This is a genomic window from Catenibacterium sp. AM22-6LB, from assembly GCF_003435615.1.
Lineage (GTDB): Bacteria > Bacillota_I > Bacilli_A > Erysipelotrichales > Coprobacillaceae > Catenibacterium > Catenibacterium mitsuoka_A.
In genome coordinates this window covers 1-20,885 of the sequence record NZ_QTUM01000043.1, presented here as the reverse complement: position 1 = coordinate 20,885, position 20,885 = coordinate 1, and the positions used below count along the sequence as shown (strand labels likewise).

The window sequence follows — 20,885 nt, the reverse complement described above, 5'->3', positions numbered from 1 at the left end:
GTAGAAAATGTCATGCCCCTGTTGACATGACATATAAGCGACTGCCTGTCGCACAAAGACCTAGACACCTAAATGTCTAAGTCTTTTATTATGTCTTCAGATTCCACAAATCCAGGATCCATATGTGTCAAGAAATGCCACTCATCTGAACTTCTATATAAGATGGCTTCGCCATCTTCAGAACCAAAATAAGCTCTCTCTACCTCATATCCTTTAGATTCTAAGTATTGTTTAACACATCTATAGTTATGTTCTCTTTTCTCTATATAATCCTTAAGTTCATCATTAGGAATAGAATAAGCATCCACTCTTGTAGATCCTTCAATCATTCCATCTCCTGGTATAGATAAGTCCACTATCTCATTCCAATAAATATCTACTCTTACATCACCTGTAAACATATATGTAGTAAAAGGTACAATATGACCATTATATCCTAGTTCTACATAATCAGGTACAGTAGTAGAATCAAAGTACTCATACTCAAACCCTTCAATGTCTTCATACTGATATCCAGCTAATTGAGATATAAGCTTTCTACCTTCCTCTATTGAGAAAAATAAGCCAACATTAGTACTTAACTCACCTTGACTTAATTGTAATATATACATAGTTATCACCTATTTTTTATAGTAGCTTAAGTTCTCTTCTAATCCATCTGTAATAGCTCCTTTAAGCTTCTCTGGACCTACCACAATAATCATTGGACCAAACTGTCTAATCCAGTTCATTAAACCTGTATTAAAGATAATTCCTTCAACACGTGTTTCATACCATTGATGATCATTCTCTATTGGCGCAATAGTCTTATTAATAGTAATATCTTTTCCTAAACGTGATACAACTTCTCTAATAAGTACGCCATCAAACTGAATATGCAGTGTAATTTCATCACCATCAAAGAAACTATTCATTGACTTCGCAAGTGATTGTTTCAATGATTCACTCATTTTTTCCTCATCATCAAAATCAAAATAATATGTACGGCTCTTATCTAACTTTCTAATACGATCAATACGGAATGTAGTCAATGAGTCCTTATGCTTATTATAATAAGCACGTAAATAATAATGACCATCCACAATCACTGTATTATAAGGACTCACATTATAATATTCATGATTAATACCTGCATTACCCTTAGTAGAATATGTTTCTACAGGATGTCCATCCCTAATAGTATAGTCTACATACTGGAAACGTATATCCTTCTTATTACGTATTGCAGAAGTAATAATCTTTAGATTTTTACTTAGAGAATAAACACCTTCATCATCATCTTCTAATTCTGGCACAATGAGATAATCCTTCTGTTTAGCAGGTGAAAGTTTTAAAAGCTTATTAACTATTTCTCTTTTATCATTATTTGTGAGATCTTGACGATAATTCACCATATCAATAAGTAATTGTATCTGTGCTTCATCAAAATAACCTGTTTCAATCATATAACCAAAACGTCTCACTGCTTTGATTATTTCTTTTCCAAACATTAAAGATGTAAATACATTGATCTGTTTAATCACTGCATATACAGCTTTTAAACCAATATCATAACCTTTTTCTTCTAATTGACGCTGTATATCTTCTGCACTGATGCATTCCTCTGAATTCATCAATAATGAGAAGACAGCCCACATTTTTTCTCCCATCTTATGCCTCCTGATACCTGGTAAGATACCTTTTTACTATAATGATCCACAAGCTGGAAATAACCAATCAAGTCATAAGATGCATAAAGATTTAGAAGTGATTCATCTGGTTCCACTTCACAATTCTCCAAGTATTCATAAGCCCCTTCTATATCTTCTTCAACTAAAGAAAAGTAAGCAGCCTGTGCATAAGTAATCACTTCTTTATCTACTAATAAAGAGATAAGTGCAAGATATGAGAAAGGCATCAAATGTCTCACAATACGGTATACATCTAATGGTGATCCATTATGGAGCATATAGTTACATAAATTCTTATTCAATGATTGAATACGAGGATGTTCTCCAAATAAGTATTCAATCATTACGAGATGATTTTCTAAACATTGCATATCATCTATTTCATAGAGTTTCTTTAAGGCTAGACCTAAGTATTTCTTTTGGTGCGCCTTAATATAACCTTCTATTTTCTTCTGACTTCTGCAAGTATCAATAAATGAATCATGATATACATCAATGACATCTAAATAGTCCTTTAATTTATTTAATGAGATTGATGTAATTTCTTTATAACTTTCTAACATATTCTTTCCCTCCTCTTTTTTCTAACACTATTATAGCGAAGAGAAAGAATTTATGCGTTAAAGTTAATGGCGATAACACCTTATTATAGGTGTTTTGATAATTTTCTTTTTATTAATAATCCCATAAGTTCATATCTGGGTAGTTTGTTTCATATAAAAACTGTTCATTCATGACTTTAGTCAATATGGCAGCCCAGAGTATCAATGCATAAAATGAGTTATTTAAACATTGTACTGTACCTCCACCATTGACCTTATCTTCATATACATAAAGTTCTTCTTTTTCTGATGGTACATAATCTAGTTCATCTAGATCATCTAATATACCATCATATGGTCGAGTACTCGTTTCTTCTATGACATCAATCCACTTCTTATATGCTTCTTCTGTATGATCATATGAGAAAAAACGTATCGCAGCACGCAACTTGTATATAGCTGCATAGACTGCATTGAATGTAAGTTCTGTATAGGGTTTTTCTGTAATAAGCTTAGGTAAGAATATACCTGGCTTAAAAGTTAAATGAATACTAGGTTTTACATCAGTATAATCATGGGTAATACCCACACTCGTACGTACATATTCTCTTGATAGTTTTATTAATGCAAGACATACACACATATTCGCATATTTCATATCATCTACTAATGGGAGTGAAAAACCTAAGTCTGCACCATATTGTCTAGAGAAGAAAGGCTTAAAGACAGCTTCTTCATCATATTTATAAGTAACCGCAAAAGTATAGTCTTTAAATGTAATACCATGAGTCTTAAGAGAGTCTCTTAATGCTTCATCATAATCCTCATAATTATTCTCCAACATATCCTCTACGACTTCACCACTTGTCATAACAGCTTGAAAGCTTAATTCCTGTAAAAGAACTGCTGCTTCTAATCTTTTAGTAATTTCTCCTTTGGTGATACACGTCATATCACCACTTTTCAATAAATAACGCAAGCTTTGTGTAGCTGCACTTGTCTGTACAACCATTTCAAATTCTCTTTGCATATATATATACCTCCTTTCTATATGAAAAAAAGCAGATTCATCATCTGCTTCCTACTCTGCGAGATTTTTGATGAATTGGATTCCTACACCACCAATTCCCATATGAGCACCTACAACACTTGGTAACTCTCTCATGGTAACTTGACATGGACCTAATTGTTCTTCAAGATAGTCTCTTACACGCTGAGCTTCTTCAGGTGCAAGAACATCTTCAATCGCAAATGTATAATCTTTCGCATTTGCGCCTCTTTCAACAACACGATCAGCAAGCATCTTACATGCCTTACGTGTTGTTCTTACTTTGCCTAAAGTATCAATCTTACCACCTAATTCACTATTCAATTCCATAACTGGAACAAGCTTCAACATATTGCCAAGCATTGCGACTGCAGGCGTAATACGCCCACCCTTTTTAAGGTGATTCAAGTTTGGTGTAAAAATAATTGTACCTGAATGCTTAACCATATCTTCAAGCTTTTCTTTAATTTCAGAAACAGACTGACCCTTTTCTACTAGATAACGTGCTGCTTCAATAAGCTTCTTTTGAACATGTGCTGTTCCTTGAGAATCGATTAAAGTAATAGGCATTTCTACTGTATCAGCTGCAACCTGCATACCATTTAATGTAGATGATAAACCAGTTGCGATAGGAATCCCAATTAACTCATCATAACCATCTCTTTTTGCATCTTCCATCGCCTTCATTAATGAACCAGTCGAAGGTTGAGATGTTGTATACATATCATCTGTTTCCTTCATCTGATTAAATACATCAAGACTTGTGATTTCTAATTGATCTAAATATGTCTGACTACCATGACCAATACATAATGGTGCAATATAAATACCTTCATGCTCTCCATTAATATCAATCTGACAGCCACTGTCTGCAATAATCGCTATTTTACTCATTTTTAATACCCCATCAGTGATAATTCACTATGTACATTATAGTTTATTTCTTTTTATTTTACAACTTTTACGCTATAATACGAACGGGTGAAACTATGAGATCAATCAAAGAAACAACGACAAATACAATCATTATTAAGAAATCAGAGTTCATTACAACTCTTATTCCATGTAATGATGAAAAAGAAATAAAAGACTTAATAGAACTCTATTCTAAAGATGATGCAACACATAACTGTGTTGCTTATCGAGTAGGTCCTTTAGAAAAAGCAGATGATGATGGAGAACCATCAGGTACTGCAGGACTTCCTATGTTGAATGTATTACAGAGACAAAAAATAGATAATGTAATTGCGATTGTAACACGTTATTTTGGTGGCATTAAACTAGGGGCTGGAGGATTAACTCGTGCTTATACTAATAGTGTTGCAGATGCATTAAAAGAAGCAGAAATAGTCGATAAAGAACTTGTTAAACTATATCGTATTAGTGTTGACTATCACTTCAGCCGTAAGGTATCTTATTTAATACAATCTAAGAATCTATTATTAATGAATACTGAGTATGATGAAAAAGTTCATTATGATGTTTATTTAAGAGATACATCATTTTTAGATGAACTCAATGAACTGACTGCATCCAATATGCATTATGAGGTTGTAAAGGAAGATTATATTCCTGTTGAGGTATAAAGATGTCTAGTATAGAAATATTACTTATTGGTATTGGGTTATCCATGGATGCTTTTGCGGTGTCTGTATGTAAAGGATTATCTGTAAAGAAGTTATCTATTAATAATATATTGTTATGTGGTGTATGGTTTGGTGGATTCCAGGCATTGATGCCATTTGTTGGTTATTGTCTAGGTTCCACATTGAGTGGTTTAGTGGATTCTATTGACCACTGGATTGCATTTATACTACTCGCATTTATTGGAATCAATATGATTAAAGAATCATTTGAAGAAGAGAAACAGAATGATGACTTCTCATGGAAGACAATGTTGATGCTTGCTATTGCGACTGCCATTGATGCACTTGCGGTAGGTGTTACGTTCTCTTTTGAATCAATCAATATCTTCATGGCTATTTCTATTATTGGTTTAACGACATTTATTATTGCATCAGCTGGTGTATATATAGGTCATATATTTGGGAATAAATATCAACAGAAAGCACAGATCACTGGTGGTATTATTCTTATTCTCATAGGTGTTAAGATTTTAATAGAAGGTTTAGGAATTATTTAAGAGAATCTACGTGATTCTCTTTTTTAATTGACTATAATAGTATATAAGAGGTGATTTAAATGAATGAATTATCAAAATTATATCAGTTAGTATTAAACAGAGAATTAGATATTCCTAAAGGTCATATTCTAGATATTAAGAAGATTGACCATAAACTTCTTGCATTTATGCAATGTGTGTATAATACAGGGGAACTAGGACATGTTTATACATTCTGGGATAATGATACTCAGGTTGATCAAAATGCTCTTTTAGACACTTATATTGAAGGTATGCGCTTATTAATGAGTATTGCGTATGACTTACAGATTGATGAAATCAAGAATCATGAAGAAATGCCTGAAAAGAGCAGTTCTGTTGATTTACTCTTTAAAGTCAATCAGGATATTCTAGATTTAAGAAATGGTTATAGTCCTATTAAGTTACAGGATGCTTTGGATGATTATTTCCATTTTGGATTTTCTCTAGGTATCACATTTGATGATATGTTGGAAGGATTGTAAAAAAACATAATAAATACATAGAGAATACATACGAATTACACAACTTACATGTATATTATAAGCATGAAAGAGGTGATTCTTATGATCTATATTATTCTAACTATTATTGCAGTATTACTAAGTACTTTAATCATGGGAGTTGCAAATAAGTATACAAATAAAAAAATCCATGATCTTGATCATGAATTGAATATACATTGAGACTCCCCCATAACGAAAAGAAGGCAGCTATTGTGGCTGTCTTCTTTTCATTTGAATTCCTTCATATTCGTTATGAATACTTTTTACGATACTATTGAAATCATTATCAGGTACAATAACGTCACATATAGCATCAGATGAACCATATACAATACTTTCTTTAATATCTAACTTTTCTTTTAATCTTTCCAGCATATTTTCTGGAGTGGCTTCATAAGAAAGAATCTTAAGTAAGCACATGCCTTCAAAATAATCTTCTTCTACAAAATAACGCAATTGTTTATGTAATCCTAAATCTATCAGGTCATCTATAATATCATAGATAATCTCTTTTGTATTAAGAATACTTATATAAAGAGGTTGATATGAGTGTGTAGGCATACCAAAGATGTAATTACGATAAGGGGATTGACGCATCATATCATAATAGTCCATTTGTTCGGACTGGTCGAAACTATTATAATATGTCAATAATACATCGTCTTTGAGAACGTGATAAAAGTAATTAAGATGTTTATCATCTAATAATTGAGTGATCTTTGTACCTAATGTTTGTGATAATGGGTAGGTACAAAGTAATTCATTTTTTGGTACGTCATACAAAATTGCGCCATCTAATGCGATCACTGGGAGATGCAATTTAAGATGTTCAATTTCTGCCTGCATGGATGCAGGTGTTCTTTTTGTGATGATAGTGAATAAAGCACCATCATCTACTATTTTATTCAATTGAGTCTTATTGAAGTCATTTAACTGCTGGTGTGCTGTTTGTTCCATATCGTCAAGTTCAGCTACAAAGAGAACATCATTTCTTCTTTTAACTGGTAGATGTAATGTACAGACAAGATAACCTACGCCAACGCCAATACATGTATCTAAGACACGATAGAATAAGAATGAGTAAGGTGAAATACCAGCATGGGGAATCACTGCAACACTTAAATAAGCCACACAGGCCATAAATGCCATATGCTGTACTTTAAATAAGACTGTTAAATAAATAGTCAACATAATAAATAATGCATTAAGTAAATCCCATGCGAGATCAATATGGATGAAAGGCTGTAAAAACATGACAATAGCTCCTGTAATTGCCCCTATAAGTGTGCCGAGGGCTCTTACAAGTGCCTGGTTCTTTTCATTCTCTTTATCTGGCTGAATACAGATAATTGTGGTTATAAGGACATAGAAAGGTGATCTCTGTACACCAAAGAGAGTGAATAATACCATGATGATGAAGACGGCAATACTTGTTTTAATAATACGTAATCCGATTCTAGGCATAATTACAACTCCAAACTATCATTACCGGCTTCAGCCATCATTTTTTCTCTACAAGATAGAACTAATCCATCAATAATTTCCATATGTTCAACCATCTGTCTTCTAAACAAATGTGTAGGAAGCAATATCGCAATTTCATCATAGTCTTTATCATTCTTCTCTCCTGTTTCCTGTCCATAATAGACACGAACAAGAGGTGCTTCTTTTTGAATACTGAAGAATGTATCCCAGATGATTGCATAAACCTGCGCAGGTGTAAGATGAAGCTTCTTAGTATCAGGAAGTGCATAAAGAAGTAAGATGCCTCTGACTGCATCTGTCTTTCTCTGGTCTACTGAACCGTCATGTTTATAATAACGTTCTATATCATAGCCATCAGCCAGATAAACAAGGGAACGGGGAACAGGCTGATGTTGTGAAAGGATACTTTTAAATCGTCTCATCGTATGGTGTGAGACATCCTTTCCTTCTAGCAGGTCTCCAGAAGGTGATGTGAGTAGCACTGGATTTTCTCCTGCTTTACCATGAAATGTTTGAGGAATCAAATATGCATCACGTAATAAATCAAACATAGATTTACCACATATAGCGAGTAATAATGCACTAATATCCTGATTTGAATAACTATCTAGAACGACTTTTGAAAAGGTCTCATTGTTTAATTCTTCTGATCCCTGAAAGTCTTCTAGACTTGAATTGAATGTTTCTCTTAGTCTTGCACAAGCTTCTTTACTTGCGAGTATTTTGTGAAATATGTTCTCTACTTCTTGAACACGTGGAAATAATGGTGTCATAGTTTTAACCTCCATCCACTTGTGATTATAGACTTTATATATCATATGTAAAATGTATCTTTGAGATATTGATGATATGTTTATTACATAACAAAAAAAGTGATCCGCAACTGAATCACTTGTAATAGTCTTTTGTATATTGAGACATTTCCTGTTTAAATAAACGCATAAGTATAGGTGCACAAAGTAAATAAAAGACAAAATTACCTACTGCATGGAATGTATCAAATAAGAGCCCCTGGGCATAATAGATACCAAACCAGACAGGACCACCAATAATTAATTGTTCGAGTGAGACAACAAAGCCAAAGACATAACCCATTAAAAAGGCATAGAGAGCCATAAGAAGTAATGGGGGTTCTTTGTTTATTTTCTTATAGAAGTCACTGATACATTGAGTGAATAAACAGATGACTACCCATGAGAGAATCTGGAAGATTGTCCATGTTCCCATACCTAGAATCATATTGGATGCAATAGTTGTGACTACTGTGAGTTTAATTCCAAATGATAAGCCAAATAAGAGTACAGATATAATAATGATAGATGTAACAGGTTTAAAGTTAGGAAGTGCCTGTAAGGCTACTCTAGAGGCAATATTGACTGCAGAGAGAATACCTATCAAACATATTTCTCTTGTCTTATTGTTCAGCGTTGACATAATACCAGATGACTTGATCTCCTGCTTTTAACCTATAAGCTCCTGCCCCAATATTTGGTGGTGTACCATTCACCTTATACATCCATCCAGAACTTGGCCCATGATCAAATTCTTTTAATCCATCTATACCTGATACATAAACAGTAGAACCAAACCCTTTTGTAGAGATACTCTTACCATTTTGTCTCGCAAGTTCTCTTAAGACACTATAAGCTGTAGAAGAACTATTCACTTCTATATTCCCCTGCATCATTGTGCTATTTACTCCAATCACCTGTACTGAAACAGTTTGTTTTATAGATGTTTCCTGTTTAGGTGGTTCTACTTGTTGAGGAGCAGAGGTTTCTTGTTTACTAGAAGAATTGTTTGTTTCTGTCTTCTTTGTCTCTTGTTTAGTAGAAGAAGATTTTGTTTCTATTTTCTTTGTTTCCTGCTTCTTAGCCTCTTGTTTACTAGAAGAGGATTTTGCCTCTTTCTTCTTTGTTTCCTGCTTCTTAGTCTCTTGTTTACTAGAAGAATCAGATGATTTTGTATCAGTCTTCTTCGATTCTTCTTGTGACTCTATTTGTTTTGTCTCTTCTTTTTTAGAAATATCTTTCTTCTTTATGCTACTTTTTACTTCATTACTAATAGTAGGCTGAGACTGGAATTGTCCAGTTATACCACGATAAGCTGTAAAGCCAAATATAAAGACAAAAGCGATTGCGACAAAGGCAATCGCTAATTGTTTAGTTGTGAATTTCTTCATTATTTCTTTTTACTTTTAATAACTAATACGATCACACCAACAGCTGCGATAGCTGCCACTACATATGCCATCACATTTGTGTTATCACCTGTATTAACTACTTTTACTGTTTCCTTCTTTGGTTCAGTAGTAGTTGTTTCTGGCTTTACAGCTGGTGTAGTTGTACTAGGTTCTGTAGATGTTGTAGGTGTTTCAGGTTCAGTCACTACTGGTGTAGTAGTCTTTGTATAGTCTCTTCTAGCTTGTAATACAAAGCTTCCGTTATTGATTACACCAAGTGCTCTTGCACCTTCTACTGATGCATAAGCATTAGGTTCTAACTTGAATGTGTTGTAGTTTAATGCATTGAATGTACCATCTTCATTCTGATAAGAAAGTAAATAGTTATATGCATTTGTATCTAATGTATAACCTGCAACAGATAATCCTTCTAATACACAAGACTGAGTATCCGCATTTCCACCCCAGCCAATATCATAAGAACCATCTGTACTATTTAACTTAGACTGTATAAAAGTATATGCTTTTGAGATAGCTGCCTCATAAGTAGAACGTCCTGCAACACTTAATGCTTCCATAGCCCATCCAGTTGTATCTAGATCTGCATTTGGTCCCTGATATTCATACCAGTAAGCACCATTGTCCATAGCCATAGTAGATAACTTATCTGCAACAGCTTTTACCTTAGGTGAGTTTACTGTTTCTAAAGCCATTAATGTCCAAATAGTAGCCCCACATCCACCATTTACATCATTTGTAAGAGTACCATCTTCCTGTACTCTATTTTCTAGGATTTCAACTAAGTTAGTCTTATTGAAATCTTTTGGATTTTCACCTAATAAAGAAATTGCGATAATAGACTTAGCTAAATCACCATAAGAGGCAGTAACATAATCTGTTTCCTTGAAGTTATTTAATAAAGCATCAGCCTTATAATCAGCTTCCATACCTGTAGCTTCATACGCAATAACTGCATCAGGACTATCTAATGCGATAGTCTTTAAATAATTTTGTGATTTAAGAAATGCATCATCATTCGCAAAAGCTGCTGAGAATGATAACGCAAATGTTAAAGCGATAGAAGTTAATACTGTAAATATTTTTTTCATTCTTATTCTCCTCCAAATACTTTATCCGCAAAACGCACTGTTTCCATTGCGTCTTTCGCATAACAATCTGCACCGATACGATCTGCATATTCCTGAGTCATAACGGCTCCACCTACAACTGTAAATGTATCAGGCTTCTTTTCCTTCAACAACTTAATTGTATCTTCCATACTCACAACTGTTGTTGTCATTAAAGCACTGAGTCCCACTAGTTTTACATCTTCTTTTATTGCAGTATCCACAATTAGTTCAGGTGGTACATCTTTACCAAGATCAATGACATCATAGCCATAGTTTTCTAACATAACCTTCACGATATTCTTTCCAATATCATGAATATCACCCTTAACTGTCGCAATGATGATTTTTCCTTTCATTTCTCTTGGTTTACCTGCCATAGAGTCTTTAATAACTGCAAATGCAGCCTTAGCTGCTTCAGCACTCATTAATAACTGAGGTAGGAAGATAGTGCCTTTTTCAAAGCCTTTCCCTACTTCATCAAGGGCAGGAATCAATTCTTCATTAATAATTTCTAATCCTTCTTTAGTTTCAAGCTGTTTTTGAGTGGCTTTACCTGCATTTTCACTCATACCACGCTTGATACTTTCATATAAAGACATATCAACCGCTTCACTCTTTACAGGAGCTGGTGCACTATTACCATAGGCGCTAATATATTCTGTAAAGTTTGTATCTAAACCACTTAAGGCGAGATAGGCACGATATGATTTCATCATTGCTTCTGATGAAGGATTGATGATTGCACAGCTGAGTCCTGACTGCATTGCCATAGTAAAGAAGTTCGCATTAATGATTGGTCTTTGTGGAAGACCAAAAGAGATATTAGAAACACCTAGAATAGAATGTCCATGTAATTCATCTCTAATAATACGTAATGTTTCTAATGTCGCAATGGCAGAAGTAGGATCTGATGAAATAGTCATAGCAAGTCCATCGATTACGATGTCCTTAGGTTCAATACCGTATTTACTTGCTTCTTTATAGATCTTCTTCGCAATACGAATACGATCTGCCGCATTATCTGGAATACCTTCTTCATCTAAGGCAAGTCCTACAACCACACCACCATATTTCTTTACTAATGGGAAAACAGCATCCATGGATTCCTGTTTACCATTAACTGAGTTAATCATAGCCTTACCGTTATAGTGTCTTAAGGCTGCTTCTAAGGCAATTGGATCTGATGTATCAATCTGTAATGGCAATGCAATGACAGATTGTAACTTCTTCATGACTTCTACCATCATCTTAGGTTCATCAATTTCTGGTAGACCTACATTGACATCTAGAATATGTGCTCCTGCATCTTCCTGTTTTAAACCTTCAGATAAGATATAGTTAATATCTCCATCACGTAAGGCCTGCTTGAATTTCTTCTTACCAGTTGGGTTAATACGTTCCCCAATAATAACTGGTTTAGGGCCTATTTCTACAGCTTGTGAGAAAGAAGTCACAACAGAGATATTCTTCTTTACAGGTGGTTCGATAGGCAGGTTTTTCACTAATTCTATTGTTTTTGAGAGATATTCTGGTGTAGTCCCACAACATCCACCTAGTACATGCACATTCAATGAGGCAATCTCTTTCATCTCTGATGCGAATTCATCTGCATTCATATCATAATATGTATGACCTTCATCATCAGTCTGAGGTAAACCAGCATTAGGTGTCACAATAATAGGTGTAGAAGAAACTTTAATCATTCTTTCTACAAAAGGTTTAATTTGTGTTGGACCTAATGAACAGTTAATACCCAATGCATCAACATGTAACCCTTCAAGTAAGGCAACAACCGATTCAGGTGTACCACCTGTCAACATCTTACCTTTTTCATCAAATACAACAGTTGCACATACTGGTAAATGCGAATGTTCCTTAGCAGCTAGTACTGCAGCTTTTAATTCATAGCTATCCTGCATTGTTTCAATAAGGATGACATCAGCCCCCGCTTTAGTTCCATACTCAATGACTTCAGCATATATATCTACAGCATCATCAAATGATAAATCTCCTAGTGGCTCTAAGAGTTTACCAGTAGGACCTAAATCAAGCGCAATCAGAGCATCAGTGCGTCCTGTAAGTTCTCTTGCCTTTTTTGCATGTTCTACTGCTTTTGTGACTATTTCTTCTAGATTATCTGGATATTTTAATCTATTGGCACCAAATGTATTGGTGTTGATGATATCACATCCAGCTTCTAGATAACCTTTATTTAGTTCTATAATCTTTTCTGGATGAATGATATTCCATGTTTCAGGTAATTCACCAGCCTGTAAGCCCCAGCTTTGAAGTACTGAACCAGTACCACCATCCCAGAATAACCATTCTTTTGTCAGTCTTTCTTTAAATCCCATTAGTCTATCCTCCTGAATTCACATTGTGCAGGACAATTGGCACAATCCTTCGTATGACGAGGCTGTGCATGATGTGTAATACCAATGATCGCCGTCACTGATTTGGATGGGACCATTAAGAGACTTTCTAATAAACTGATACCAATCTTATCCATCTGTAATATACGCATAAAATCTTTTTGATGATCTAATGCAAGATCTCCATAACCAGGCGAAAAGCGTGGCTTTAAGAATTCATTATTCTTATATGCCTCCTGATTAAGTGCTTCATTCACTTCATCACAATAAGCTTCTATCATAGCAGCTCCTGCTGCCTGATAGATCACTGCATCACTCATCTTAGTAAGTTCTGTACGTTTAATCAAACGATCGACTTCTATACCTATAGTAGCCGCAAAGAGATAAACTGCATGACAGCCTTTTAAGTTATTCTCTAAGTTTTTACTATGTATCATCATATCACCAATTGTGATTGTATGATTTTCTATTGTGAGAGGTAGTCTTTTCACAATATGACGTGGTACGGCTGTTTTCTGTAATACTTCTATACAGTGATCCAATGCACCATTGATTTCTGTGAGATCACCTTCTACAGATTGACGGTATCCTAAGTATCGTAAAGCTTCTTTACGATTGATTTCTATCATTTAAGAATCTCCGAAATATTGTTCATGATGCCTTCGGCGATGTCTGGTTTATTCATTGTATAAACATGAATATGTTTTACACCATTCGCAATTAAATCAATAATCTGTTCAGATGCATAAATAATACCAGCCTGCTTCATAATTTCAGGATTATCACCAAATGCATCCACCATCATCTTAAAATGATAAGGAATAATAGATGTACCTGACATCTGTACAGCACGACTGACCTGTTTCGCATTAGTAATAGGCATAATACCAGCGACTACAGGTACATTAATACCAGCTTCCTTGATCTTATATAAGAAGTTATAGAAAACATTGTTGTCAAAGAACATCTGAGTTGTTAAGAAATCTGCACCTGCTTCTACTTTTTCTTTTAGATGCTGGATATCTTCCTTAATGCTAGGTGATTCTACATGTCCTTCTGGATAACATGCTGCCCCAATACAGAAATCACCCTTCTCTTTAAGTTCCTTAATTAACTGACAGGCATACTGGTAGTCTTCTCCCACTTGACCATCCTTAGGAATATCTCCTCTTAATGCCATGATGTTCTCAATACCATTTTCTTTAAACTGTTCAACCATGGACTCTACATGTTCTCTTGTGGAAGAAACACATGTCAAATGAGCCATGACTTCAACATCATATTTCTCATGAATATCTTTCGCAAGTGCAACAGTATGTGCACTTGTTCCTCCACCTGCACCATAAGTCACAGACATGAAACTTGGATTTAAAGATGCAATCTTTTCTGCAGCCTTTAAGACATTTTCATATTTACTGCTTGTCTTAGGTGGAAATACTTCAAAAGATAAAGTGACTTTATCTTCATTTAATAAATCAATAATTTTCATTGATGTTATCCCCCCTTTTTTTCATATTCTACATTATTTTTTTATTAAGCACTAGTATGTGTTTTATAATATTGTTTTAAAACTGAATCTAAGAACTCAGTAGATGCTGAAACATAATAAGGTTCCATACCACTCACAATAGTCAACATTCCATCAGTATATTTCATTTGTGGCTTCTTAAAAATATGATTGACATACGCAAAGAACTTCTGTCCATCTAAATCTTCTAAGAAGACTTTAGAGAAACGTATTTCTAGTCCCTGGCTGCTATCTTTCACATCATCAATAAGTGGATCATGTGAAAGGATATCAAATCTTCTCTTGACTACAATATTACGTACCTGTGATGGGAGTACACCATAAAGATCTGTCAATTCATGTTCTACACGTTTCAATGTTTCTAAATCATTGGCTTTATAGACACGCTGATAAAGTTCTAGCTTTTCCATATCACTTTCTACATAATCTTCAGGAATATAACCATCTACTGGTACATTACGTGATGGTACAGTCTCATCTTCTTTAATCTTACCCTGTTTTTCTTCAATCGCATCCTGTAAGATCTTCATATACATATCAAAACCAACCTGATCAATAAATCCTGCCTGTTCGCCACCAAGAATATCACCGCTGCCACGAATAGATAAATCTCTCATCGCAATCTTATAACCAGAACCTAATTGTGTAAATTCCTTAATAGCTGTTAATCTCTTTTGGGCTTCTTCTGTCATCGCACGATCTTTTGTATAAAGAAGATAAGCATATGCGATACGTTCACTTCTTCCTACACGACCTTTGATCTGATAAAGCTGTGCTAAACCAAACTTATCCGCATTCTCAATAATAATTGTATTCGCATTAGGTATATCAATACCTGTCTCAATAATAGTTGTACATACAAGAATATCGTATTTCTTTTCTACAAAGTCAGTCATGACATCTTCTAGATCATTCTTATCCATCTGACCATGTCCTACACCAATGCGGGCATTAGGTAAGAGTGTCTGCAATGTAGAGGCTATTTCATAGATGTTTTCTGTTCTATTATGTAAATAGAAAACCTGTCCATTACGTGATAATTCTCTTTCAATAACCTGTTTAATAAGAGCCCAGCTCTTTTCTGAGACATATGTCTGTACAGGGAGTCTATTTAATGGTGGTGTTTCTATTTGTGAGAGTCCTCTAATACCCATGATGGACATCTGTAATGTACGAGGAATAGGTGTGGCAGTTAAAGTGAGTACATCTATTGTTTTTCTTAGATTCTTGATCTTCTCTTTCTGTCTTACACCAAAACGTTGTTCTTCATCGATACAAAGCAATCCTAAATCCTTGAATTCTACATCCTTGGATAAAATTCGATGTGTACCTACTAATAAATCAATATTACCTTCCTTTAAATCAGCTAATATTTGTTTCTTTTCTTTAGTAGTCGTAAAACGATTGAGTAACGCAATATTCACAGGGAACTTCTCAAAACGCTTCTGCATTGTACGATAATGTTGTGCTGAAAGAATTGTAGTAGGACATAGGAAAGCACATTGTTTCTTAGATACAACCGCTTTAAAGCAGGCTCTTAAAGCCACTTCTGTTTTACCAAAGCCTACATCACCACATAATAATCTATCCATAGGACGTGGTGTTTCCATATCTTTTTTAATTTCTTCTACAGCCTGTGCCTGGTCAGGAGTGAGTTCATAACCAAATTCACTTTCAAACTCTAATTGAAGATCTCCATCAGGCTCAAACGCAAAACCTGGCTGTCTCATTCTTTCTGCATATAAGTTAATGAGATCATCAGCTAAACCATCTACCTTCTGTCTGACTCTTGCTTTTTCTTTAGCCCATTTAGGTGAACCTAAAGCATGAATATGAGGTGGTTTACCATCTCTTGATGAATATTTTCTAATTAACTGGAACTGTTCTACCGGCACATAAAGAATATCATTTCCTTTATAGGCAATATGTAAATAATCCTTATGTACACCATCTACAACTAATGTTTCAATACCCATATATTGTCCAATACCATTTGTATCATGAACAACATAGTCTCCTACTTTTAATTCATTATAGTCTGAGATTTTAGTGGCATCTCTGTATTTAATATATTTCTTCTTTGTTTCTTGTACTTTAAAGAGTTCCTGGCTGGTGAGTAATACAGTCTTCTCTTCTACAAAGTTCATTCCACAAGGTAAATGTCCTAAAAATAGATTAACCCCATCATAAATCTTATTTGTGGCACTTGTGAGAGTAAATGGAATAGCATGATCAGTAAATAGGTTTACTAATACATCTATCTGACGCTTTTCATCTACACCAATCATGACACGATTATATGTAAGTAAGTCCTTTAATTGACTGATAAAGACTTTTTCATTAGCCATAGAAATCATGACAGGCTGAGTCATAAACATGATTTGTTTATCATTTTCTCTAAAGCGTACTAAATCAACATCAGGATGTTTTAAGATATCCTGAGGGTTATTAATAAGCTTAATTCCTCTGATCATCTGTCCTATTTCTTCTAGTTCATGATAATAGAGGTAGTTCTCTTCCATATAAGTCTTATAAGAAGCAAGAATAGAAGCAAGAGATGCAGTAATAATAGTATAATCACTTGCATAATCTATAATTGTGGCAGTTTGAGGGAATAAACTTAAGTATTGATAAATACGTGGACTATAGTCATGTGTTTTGAGTGATTCAATATCTAATGCATATGTTTCTTCAAGTTCATCCTTGAATTCATCTTTGATCTTCATCTTCTCTTTTAAAGCCATGATAGAGGATTCTACCTGTGATAAACCATCATCCTCATACATCATATCTGTAGCTGGAAGAATATCGATAGATTCTTTTCTTTCTGTTCTTCTTTGTGAGTCTTTATCATAAAAAGAGATTTCTTCTATTTCATCATCAAAGAATTCAATACGTACTGGATGTTCATACTGGATTGTATAAACATCTAGTACTTCACCTCTTCTAGAATAATAGAAAGGAGAATCTACTCTTTGGGCATTCTTATAGCCAATAGACTGTAGTTTCTTCTTTAATTCTAAAGGATCAACTGTATCACCTTTCTTTAAACTTATAATACTCTTTTTAAAGAGTTCTACAGGTGTTACATAACGTGTCATTGAGTGCATATGACAAACACAGATCATTGGTTTATCTTGTGTCATCGCATATAATGCATTAATTCTTTCTCCTAATAGTTCATAAGAATACGCTACTGATTCTACACGTAATGATTCATCTGCAGGAAAATAGACAACTTGATTCACAAGTTCAGTTAATGTTTTATAGAGGTTAAATGCCTCATATTGGTTATTTTTAATAATCAGGATTTTTCTTGGATTATGCCAAAAAGAACCAGCAATGAGATAAGCCTCATCGCTAGTTGAGTTTGTGACAATAGTTCCTTTGTCTGTATCTAAGGTTCTTAAGGCCTGATTATCTTTTAAAAGATTCAGTATTTTCTCCATAACAATCACCTAGTTAAATTTATTCATTGCTTTATTAAAACCATCATCTAAATAACATAATACAGCTTCTGCTGCATGTTTAGCACCTTCTGATATAAGCTTTTCTTCTTCTTTAGAGTAGTGTCCAAGTACCCAGTCTACAACACTATAAAGCTTATTCTTTGAAATACCTACACGAATACGCTTGAAGTTCTGAGTCCCTACATGAGCAATAATACTCTTGATCCCATTATGTCCACCTGCACTGCCTTTTTCTCTTAAACGTAGTTTACCAGTAGGCATATCCATATCATCATAAATAACTAATAGATCTTCTACTGGAATCTTGAAGAACTGCATCACTGCTGCAACAGATTCACCAGAATTATTCATATAAGTCTGAGGTTTTAATAAAATAACATCTTCACCCTTATACTTGAATTTAGTATATAAGCCTTTAAATTTCTCTTTATCAATAGATTGATTCATTTCATCACTTAATACATCTAAACAATAAAATCCTGTATTATGTCTTGTCATATCATATTCTTTACCAGGATTTCCTAATCCAACAATTAATTTCATTATATACTCCTATCTTGCACATACGACCATGGATACACCAAATACATTGAGTTGTCCATTTTCTATTCTTTCATTTGACATACTATATAATATCTTAAAATCATCTTCAATACCAATAGTAATGACATCATATGAAGGATTAAAATAAATCTTAAATTCTTTATAATCTCCTTCATCCTGAGTGAGATGATATTCTACCATACGATAGTAGATATTGTTGATAAATACATGCTGATGCATATCTTCATAGTCATAATATCTAAAGCACTTGTTGTGTTTTCTTAGATCTATAAAGAACTTTACAGCCTGTACAACATTCATATATCTATCATGACGTTCCCAGTCTAGTTTATTAACTGCATCTCCTGCATTATAAGAATTCTGATTACCATTCTTAGTACCTAAGAATTCCTGTCCGGCATGAATAAAAGGAACACCTTGCGCAAGAATAGTCATTGCGAGTGTTAATAAGCATCTCTTCTGACGACAATATTCATCTTCATGACCATTAGAAATAATGAATTTATCAAATACAGTCGCATTATCATGACATTCTGTATAGTTAATGCTCTGTTCTATAGATAAGAACTTATTGTAGTCACACATCGCAATAATGGCTTCATTTGTCTTATAAGTGTCCCCTGATGTATAGCCTTTGACTTCCATCTGATTAGGTCCCTTGACTGTATCTCTGAAATGATCATTAAAGAAACCTACATGAGGTGTTTTATGGTTATTTTCAATTGTTGTCTTTTCTGAATCAGGTAATGCAGTACCCATATTCCAACCTTCACCATATAACATAAATGAAGAATCTAAAGCATGACCCTGTTCATAAATCATATTCACTGTATCATTATCCACAATACCCATCAAATCCATTCTAAAGCCATCTACACCATAAAGAACCTGCCATCTCTTACACATATCTAAGATATATTTACGGCACATCTTTGCGGTAGTGTTTAAATCATTACCACACCATGAACCATTAGATAACTCCCCATTTTCATCTCTTCTAAAGAAATAATAAGGGACTGTCTTTTCTAATGTATTATTATTCACATCATGCATATGATTATAAACTACATCAAGAATAACACGCATATTATGCTTATGAATACAACGTACCATACGCTGACAATCTAATATTCTCTTATAGCCATCATTTGGATCAGTAATATAACTTCCTTCAGGTACATTATATTGTGCTGGATCATAACCCCAGTTATAGAGTAAATCTGGATGATCTTCATCTACTGTTGCATAATCATTAATTGGTAAAAGCTGTACATGTGTGACACCAAGCATATCTAAATAGTCCATACCTGATGAAAAACCATTCTTAGTCACTGTACCTTCTTCACAGAATCCTAAGAACTTGCCTTTATGTGTAATCTGTCCATATTCATCAACAGAGAAGTCTCTGACACCGACTTCATAAATAACTGCATCTGTATTATGTTTTAGTTCTGTCAAAGGATAGTCTACTCTTCTTACTTTATCTAAATCAATAACTACTGAACTATGCATATTAGCTGTACAAGAATAAGCATATGGATCAGCTGTTTCAATTGATTGTTCATTCATTCCAATAATATAAACATATTCATAACCATCTAGATCTTTCTTAATAGTTGTACTATAGACACCCTTATCTCCTCTTTCTAAAGGATAATAATGAAGGTCTTCATCTTTCCAAATTTTTAATACAACTTCCGTAGAAAGAGGTGACCAGACCTTGAATGTCGTTTTTTCTTTTGTATAATGACTGCCTAAATCATCACCATCATAATAAAAATGATCATCAAAATCTTTACTCATAGAAAGCTGACTAAAATCTAAAAAACAAGCTAAACCATAATTATCAAACACTTTATATCTTGTACCTACAGAAAAGTCTGTATGCAAAAGATACGACTGGAATCCATTTTCTTTCTCAGTCGCTTCGCCTTTAAGTATCTTAACTTCACTTGTATCTAAATTCTTTAAATAATACTGACTTGAAATTCCGTTATAAAAATTTAATGATAAATCAACTTTGATTAAATCAAAGTCAATCGCATAAGCATACATACGAATTGATTCTCTTTGCATGTCTAAATCCCACCCTTTTCTCTCCCTTATTCTATCATAAAAACAAGATAAGAAAAGAGAGTATCTAAATTTGAAAAAGAAAGCCATATATCATTAATCGAGTAGGAGAAAATAATTAAAATTATTTTCGTCCTCTCACACCACCGGGCAA

19 protein-coding genes are annotated in these 20,885 nt (G+C 34.0%); 3 read left to right on the top strand and 16 right to left on the bottom strand.

What is annotated here, in order from left to right; translation table 11 throughout:
• Positions 1–68 precede the first annotated feature (68 nt).
• The 5 genes from DW269_RS09200 to DW269_RS09180 all read right to left on the bottom strand — a co-directional run bounded on the left by DW269_RS09200 (position 69) and on the right by DW269_RS09180 (position 4,154).
• Positions 69–611, bottom strand: coding sequence for a hypothetical protein (locus DW269_RS09200; protein WP_117459489.1), 543 nt, complete (start codon positions 609–611; stop codon positions 69–71).
• Positions 612–620: 9 nt separating this feature from the next.
• The gene (locus DW269_RS09195) at positions 621–1,649 is read right to left on the bottom strand and encodes a YafY family protein (protein WP_117459488.1); all 1,029 of its coding nucleotides are present in this window, start codon (positions 1,647–1,649) and stop codon (positions 621–623) included.
• The gene (locus DW269_RS09190) at positions 1,613–2,233 is read right to left on the bottom strand and encodes a hypothetical protein (RefSeq protein ID WP_117459487.1); all 621 of its coding nucleotides are present in this window, start codon (positions 2,231–2,233) and stop codon (positions 1,613–1,615) included. Before DW269_RS09190 ends, DW269_RS09195 begins: the two co-directional genes overlap by 37 nt.
• Positions 2,234–2,345: 112 nt before the next feature.
• Positions 2,346–3,242 carry a hypothetical protein gene (locus DW269_RS09185; RefSeq protein WP_117459486.1) on the bottom strand — a complete coding sequence of 299 codons (897 nt, stop codon included), beginning with the start codon at positions 3,240–3,242 and terminating at the stop codon, positions 2,346–2,348.
• A gap of 51 nt (positions 3,243–3,293) precedes the next feature.
• Entirely contained in the window at positions 3,294–4,154 is an 861-nt protein-coding gene (locus DW269_RS09180; RefSeq protein WP_117459485.1) for a DegV family protein, read from the bottom strand.
• Between the two features lie 95 nt (positions 4,155–4,249).
• Here DW269_RS09180 and DW269_RS09175 point away from each other — a divergent pair, with 95 nt between their 5' ends.
• The 3 genes from DW269_RS09175 to DW269_RS09165 are packed head-to-tail and all read left to right on the top strand — an operon-like array spanning position 4,250 to position 5,906.
• A complete protein-coding gene (locus DW269_RS09175) occupies positions 4,250–4,846 on the top strand; it encodes a YigZ family protein (protein WP_055233047.1) in 597 nt (198 codons plus the stop codon).
• Positions 4,847–4,848: 2 nt separating this feature from the next.
• Positions 4,849–5,403: a manganese efflux pump MntP family protein gene (locus DW269_RS09170; RefSeq protein ID WP_117459484.1), complete on the top strand. Its 555-nt coding sequence runs from the start codon at positions 4,849–4,851 to the stop codon at positions 5,401–5,403.
• 59 nt (positions 5,404–5,462) lie between these two features.
• Positions 5,463–5,906 (top strand): dUTP diphosphatase, encoded by a 444-nt coding sequence (locus DW269_RS09165; protein ID WP_117459483.1) that lies wholly within the window; start codon positions 5,463–5,465, stop codon positions 5,904–5,906.
• A gap of 228 nt (positions 5,907–6,134) precedes the next feature.
• Here the strand turns inward: DW269_RS09165 and DW269_RS09160 are convergent, their stop codons facing one another.
• The 11 genes from DW269_RS09160 to pulA form a co-directional block, all read right to left on the bottom strand.
• Entirely contained in the window at positions 6,135–7,391 is a 1,257-nt protein-coding gene (locus DW269_RS09160) for an aromatic acid exporter family protein (RefSeq protein WP_117459482.1), read from the bottom strand.
• Between the two features lie 2 nt (positions 7,392–7,393).
• The gene (locus DW269_RS09155; RefSeq protein WP_233502479.1) at positions 7,394–8,185 is read right to left on the bottom strand and encodes a DUF4866 domain-containing protein; all 792 of its coding nucleotides are present in this window, start codon (positions 8,183–8,185) and stop codon (positions 7,394–7,396) included.
• A gap of 115 nt (positions 8,186–8,300) precedes the next feature.
• Positions 8,301–8,810: a hypothetical protein gene (locus DW269_RS09150; protein ID WP_230310078.1), complete on the bottom strand. Its 510-nt coding sequence runs from the start codon at positions 8,808–8,810 to the stop codon at positions 8,301–8,303.
• 16 nt (positions 8,811–8,826) lie between these two features.
• A complete protein-coding gene (locus DW269_RS09145) occupies positions 8,827–9,594 on the bottom strand; it encodes a DUF4430 domain-containing protein (RefSeq protein WP_117459479.1) in 768 nt (255 codons plus the stop codon).
• Complete coding sequence (locus tag DW269_RS09140) at positions 9,594–10,703, bottom strand: prenyltransferase/squalene oxidase repeat-containing protein (protein ID WP_117459478.1); 1,110 nt, start codon at positions 10,701–10,703, stop codon at positions 9,594–9,596. Before DW269_RS09140 ends, DW269_RS09145 begins: the two co-directional genes overlap by 1 nt.
• Before the next feature lie 2 nt (positions 10,704–10,705).
• Complete coding sequence (locus DW269_RS09135; protein ID WP_117459477.1) at positions 10,706–13,078, bottom strand: homocysteine S-methyltransferase family protein; 2,373 nt, start codon at positions 13,076–13,078, stop codon at positions 10,706–10,708.
• Positions 13,078–13,725 (bottom strand): vitamin B12 dependent-methionine synthase activation domain-containing protein, encoded by a 648-nt coding sequence (locus DW269_RS09130; protein ID WP_117459476.1) that lies wholly within the window; start codon positions 13,723–13,725, stop codon positions 13,078–13,080. Before DW269_RS09130 ends, DW269_RS09135 begins: the two co-directional genes overlap by 1 nt.
• Complete coding sequence (gene metF / locus DW269_RS09125) at positions 13,722–14,585, bottom strand: methylenetetrahydrofolate reductase [NAD(P)H] (RefSeq protein WP_117459475.1); 864 nt, start codon at positions 14,583–14,585, stop codon at positions 13,722–13,724. The genes DW269_RS09130 and metF overlap by 4 nt, the downstream gene beginning before the upstream one ends.
• Positions 14,586–14,629: 44 nt before the next feature.
• On the bottom strand, positions 14,630–18,073 hold the full coding sequence (gene mfd / locus DW269_RS09120) for a transcription-repair coupling factor (RefSeq protein ID WP_233502480.1): 3,444 nt from the start codon (positions 18,071–18,073) through the stop codon (positions 14,630–14,632).
• A gap of 9 nt (positions 18,074–18,082) precedes the next feature.
• Positions 18,083–18,637, bottom strand: coding sequence for an aminoacyl-tRNA hydrolase (gene pth / locus DW269_RS09115; protein ID WP_117459473.1), 555 nt, complete (start codon positions 18,635–18,637; stop codon positions 18,083–18,085).
• 9 nt (positions 18,638–18,646) lie between these two features.
• Positions 18,647–20,734 (bottom strand): type I pullulanase, encoded by a 2,088-nt coding sequence (gene pulA, locus DW269_RS09110; protein WP_117459472.1) that lies wholly within the window; start codon positions 20,732–20,734, stop codon positions 18,647–18,649.
• Positions 20,735–20,885 lie beyond the last annotated feature (151 nt).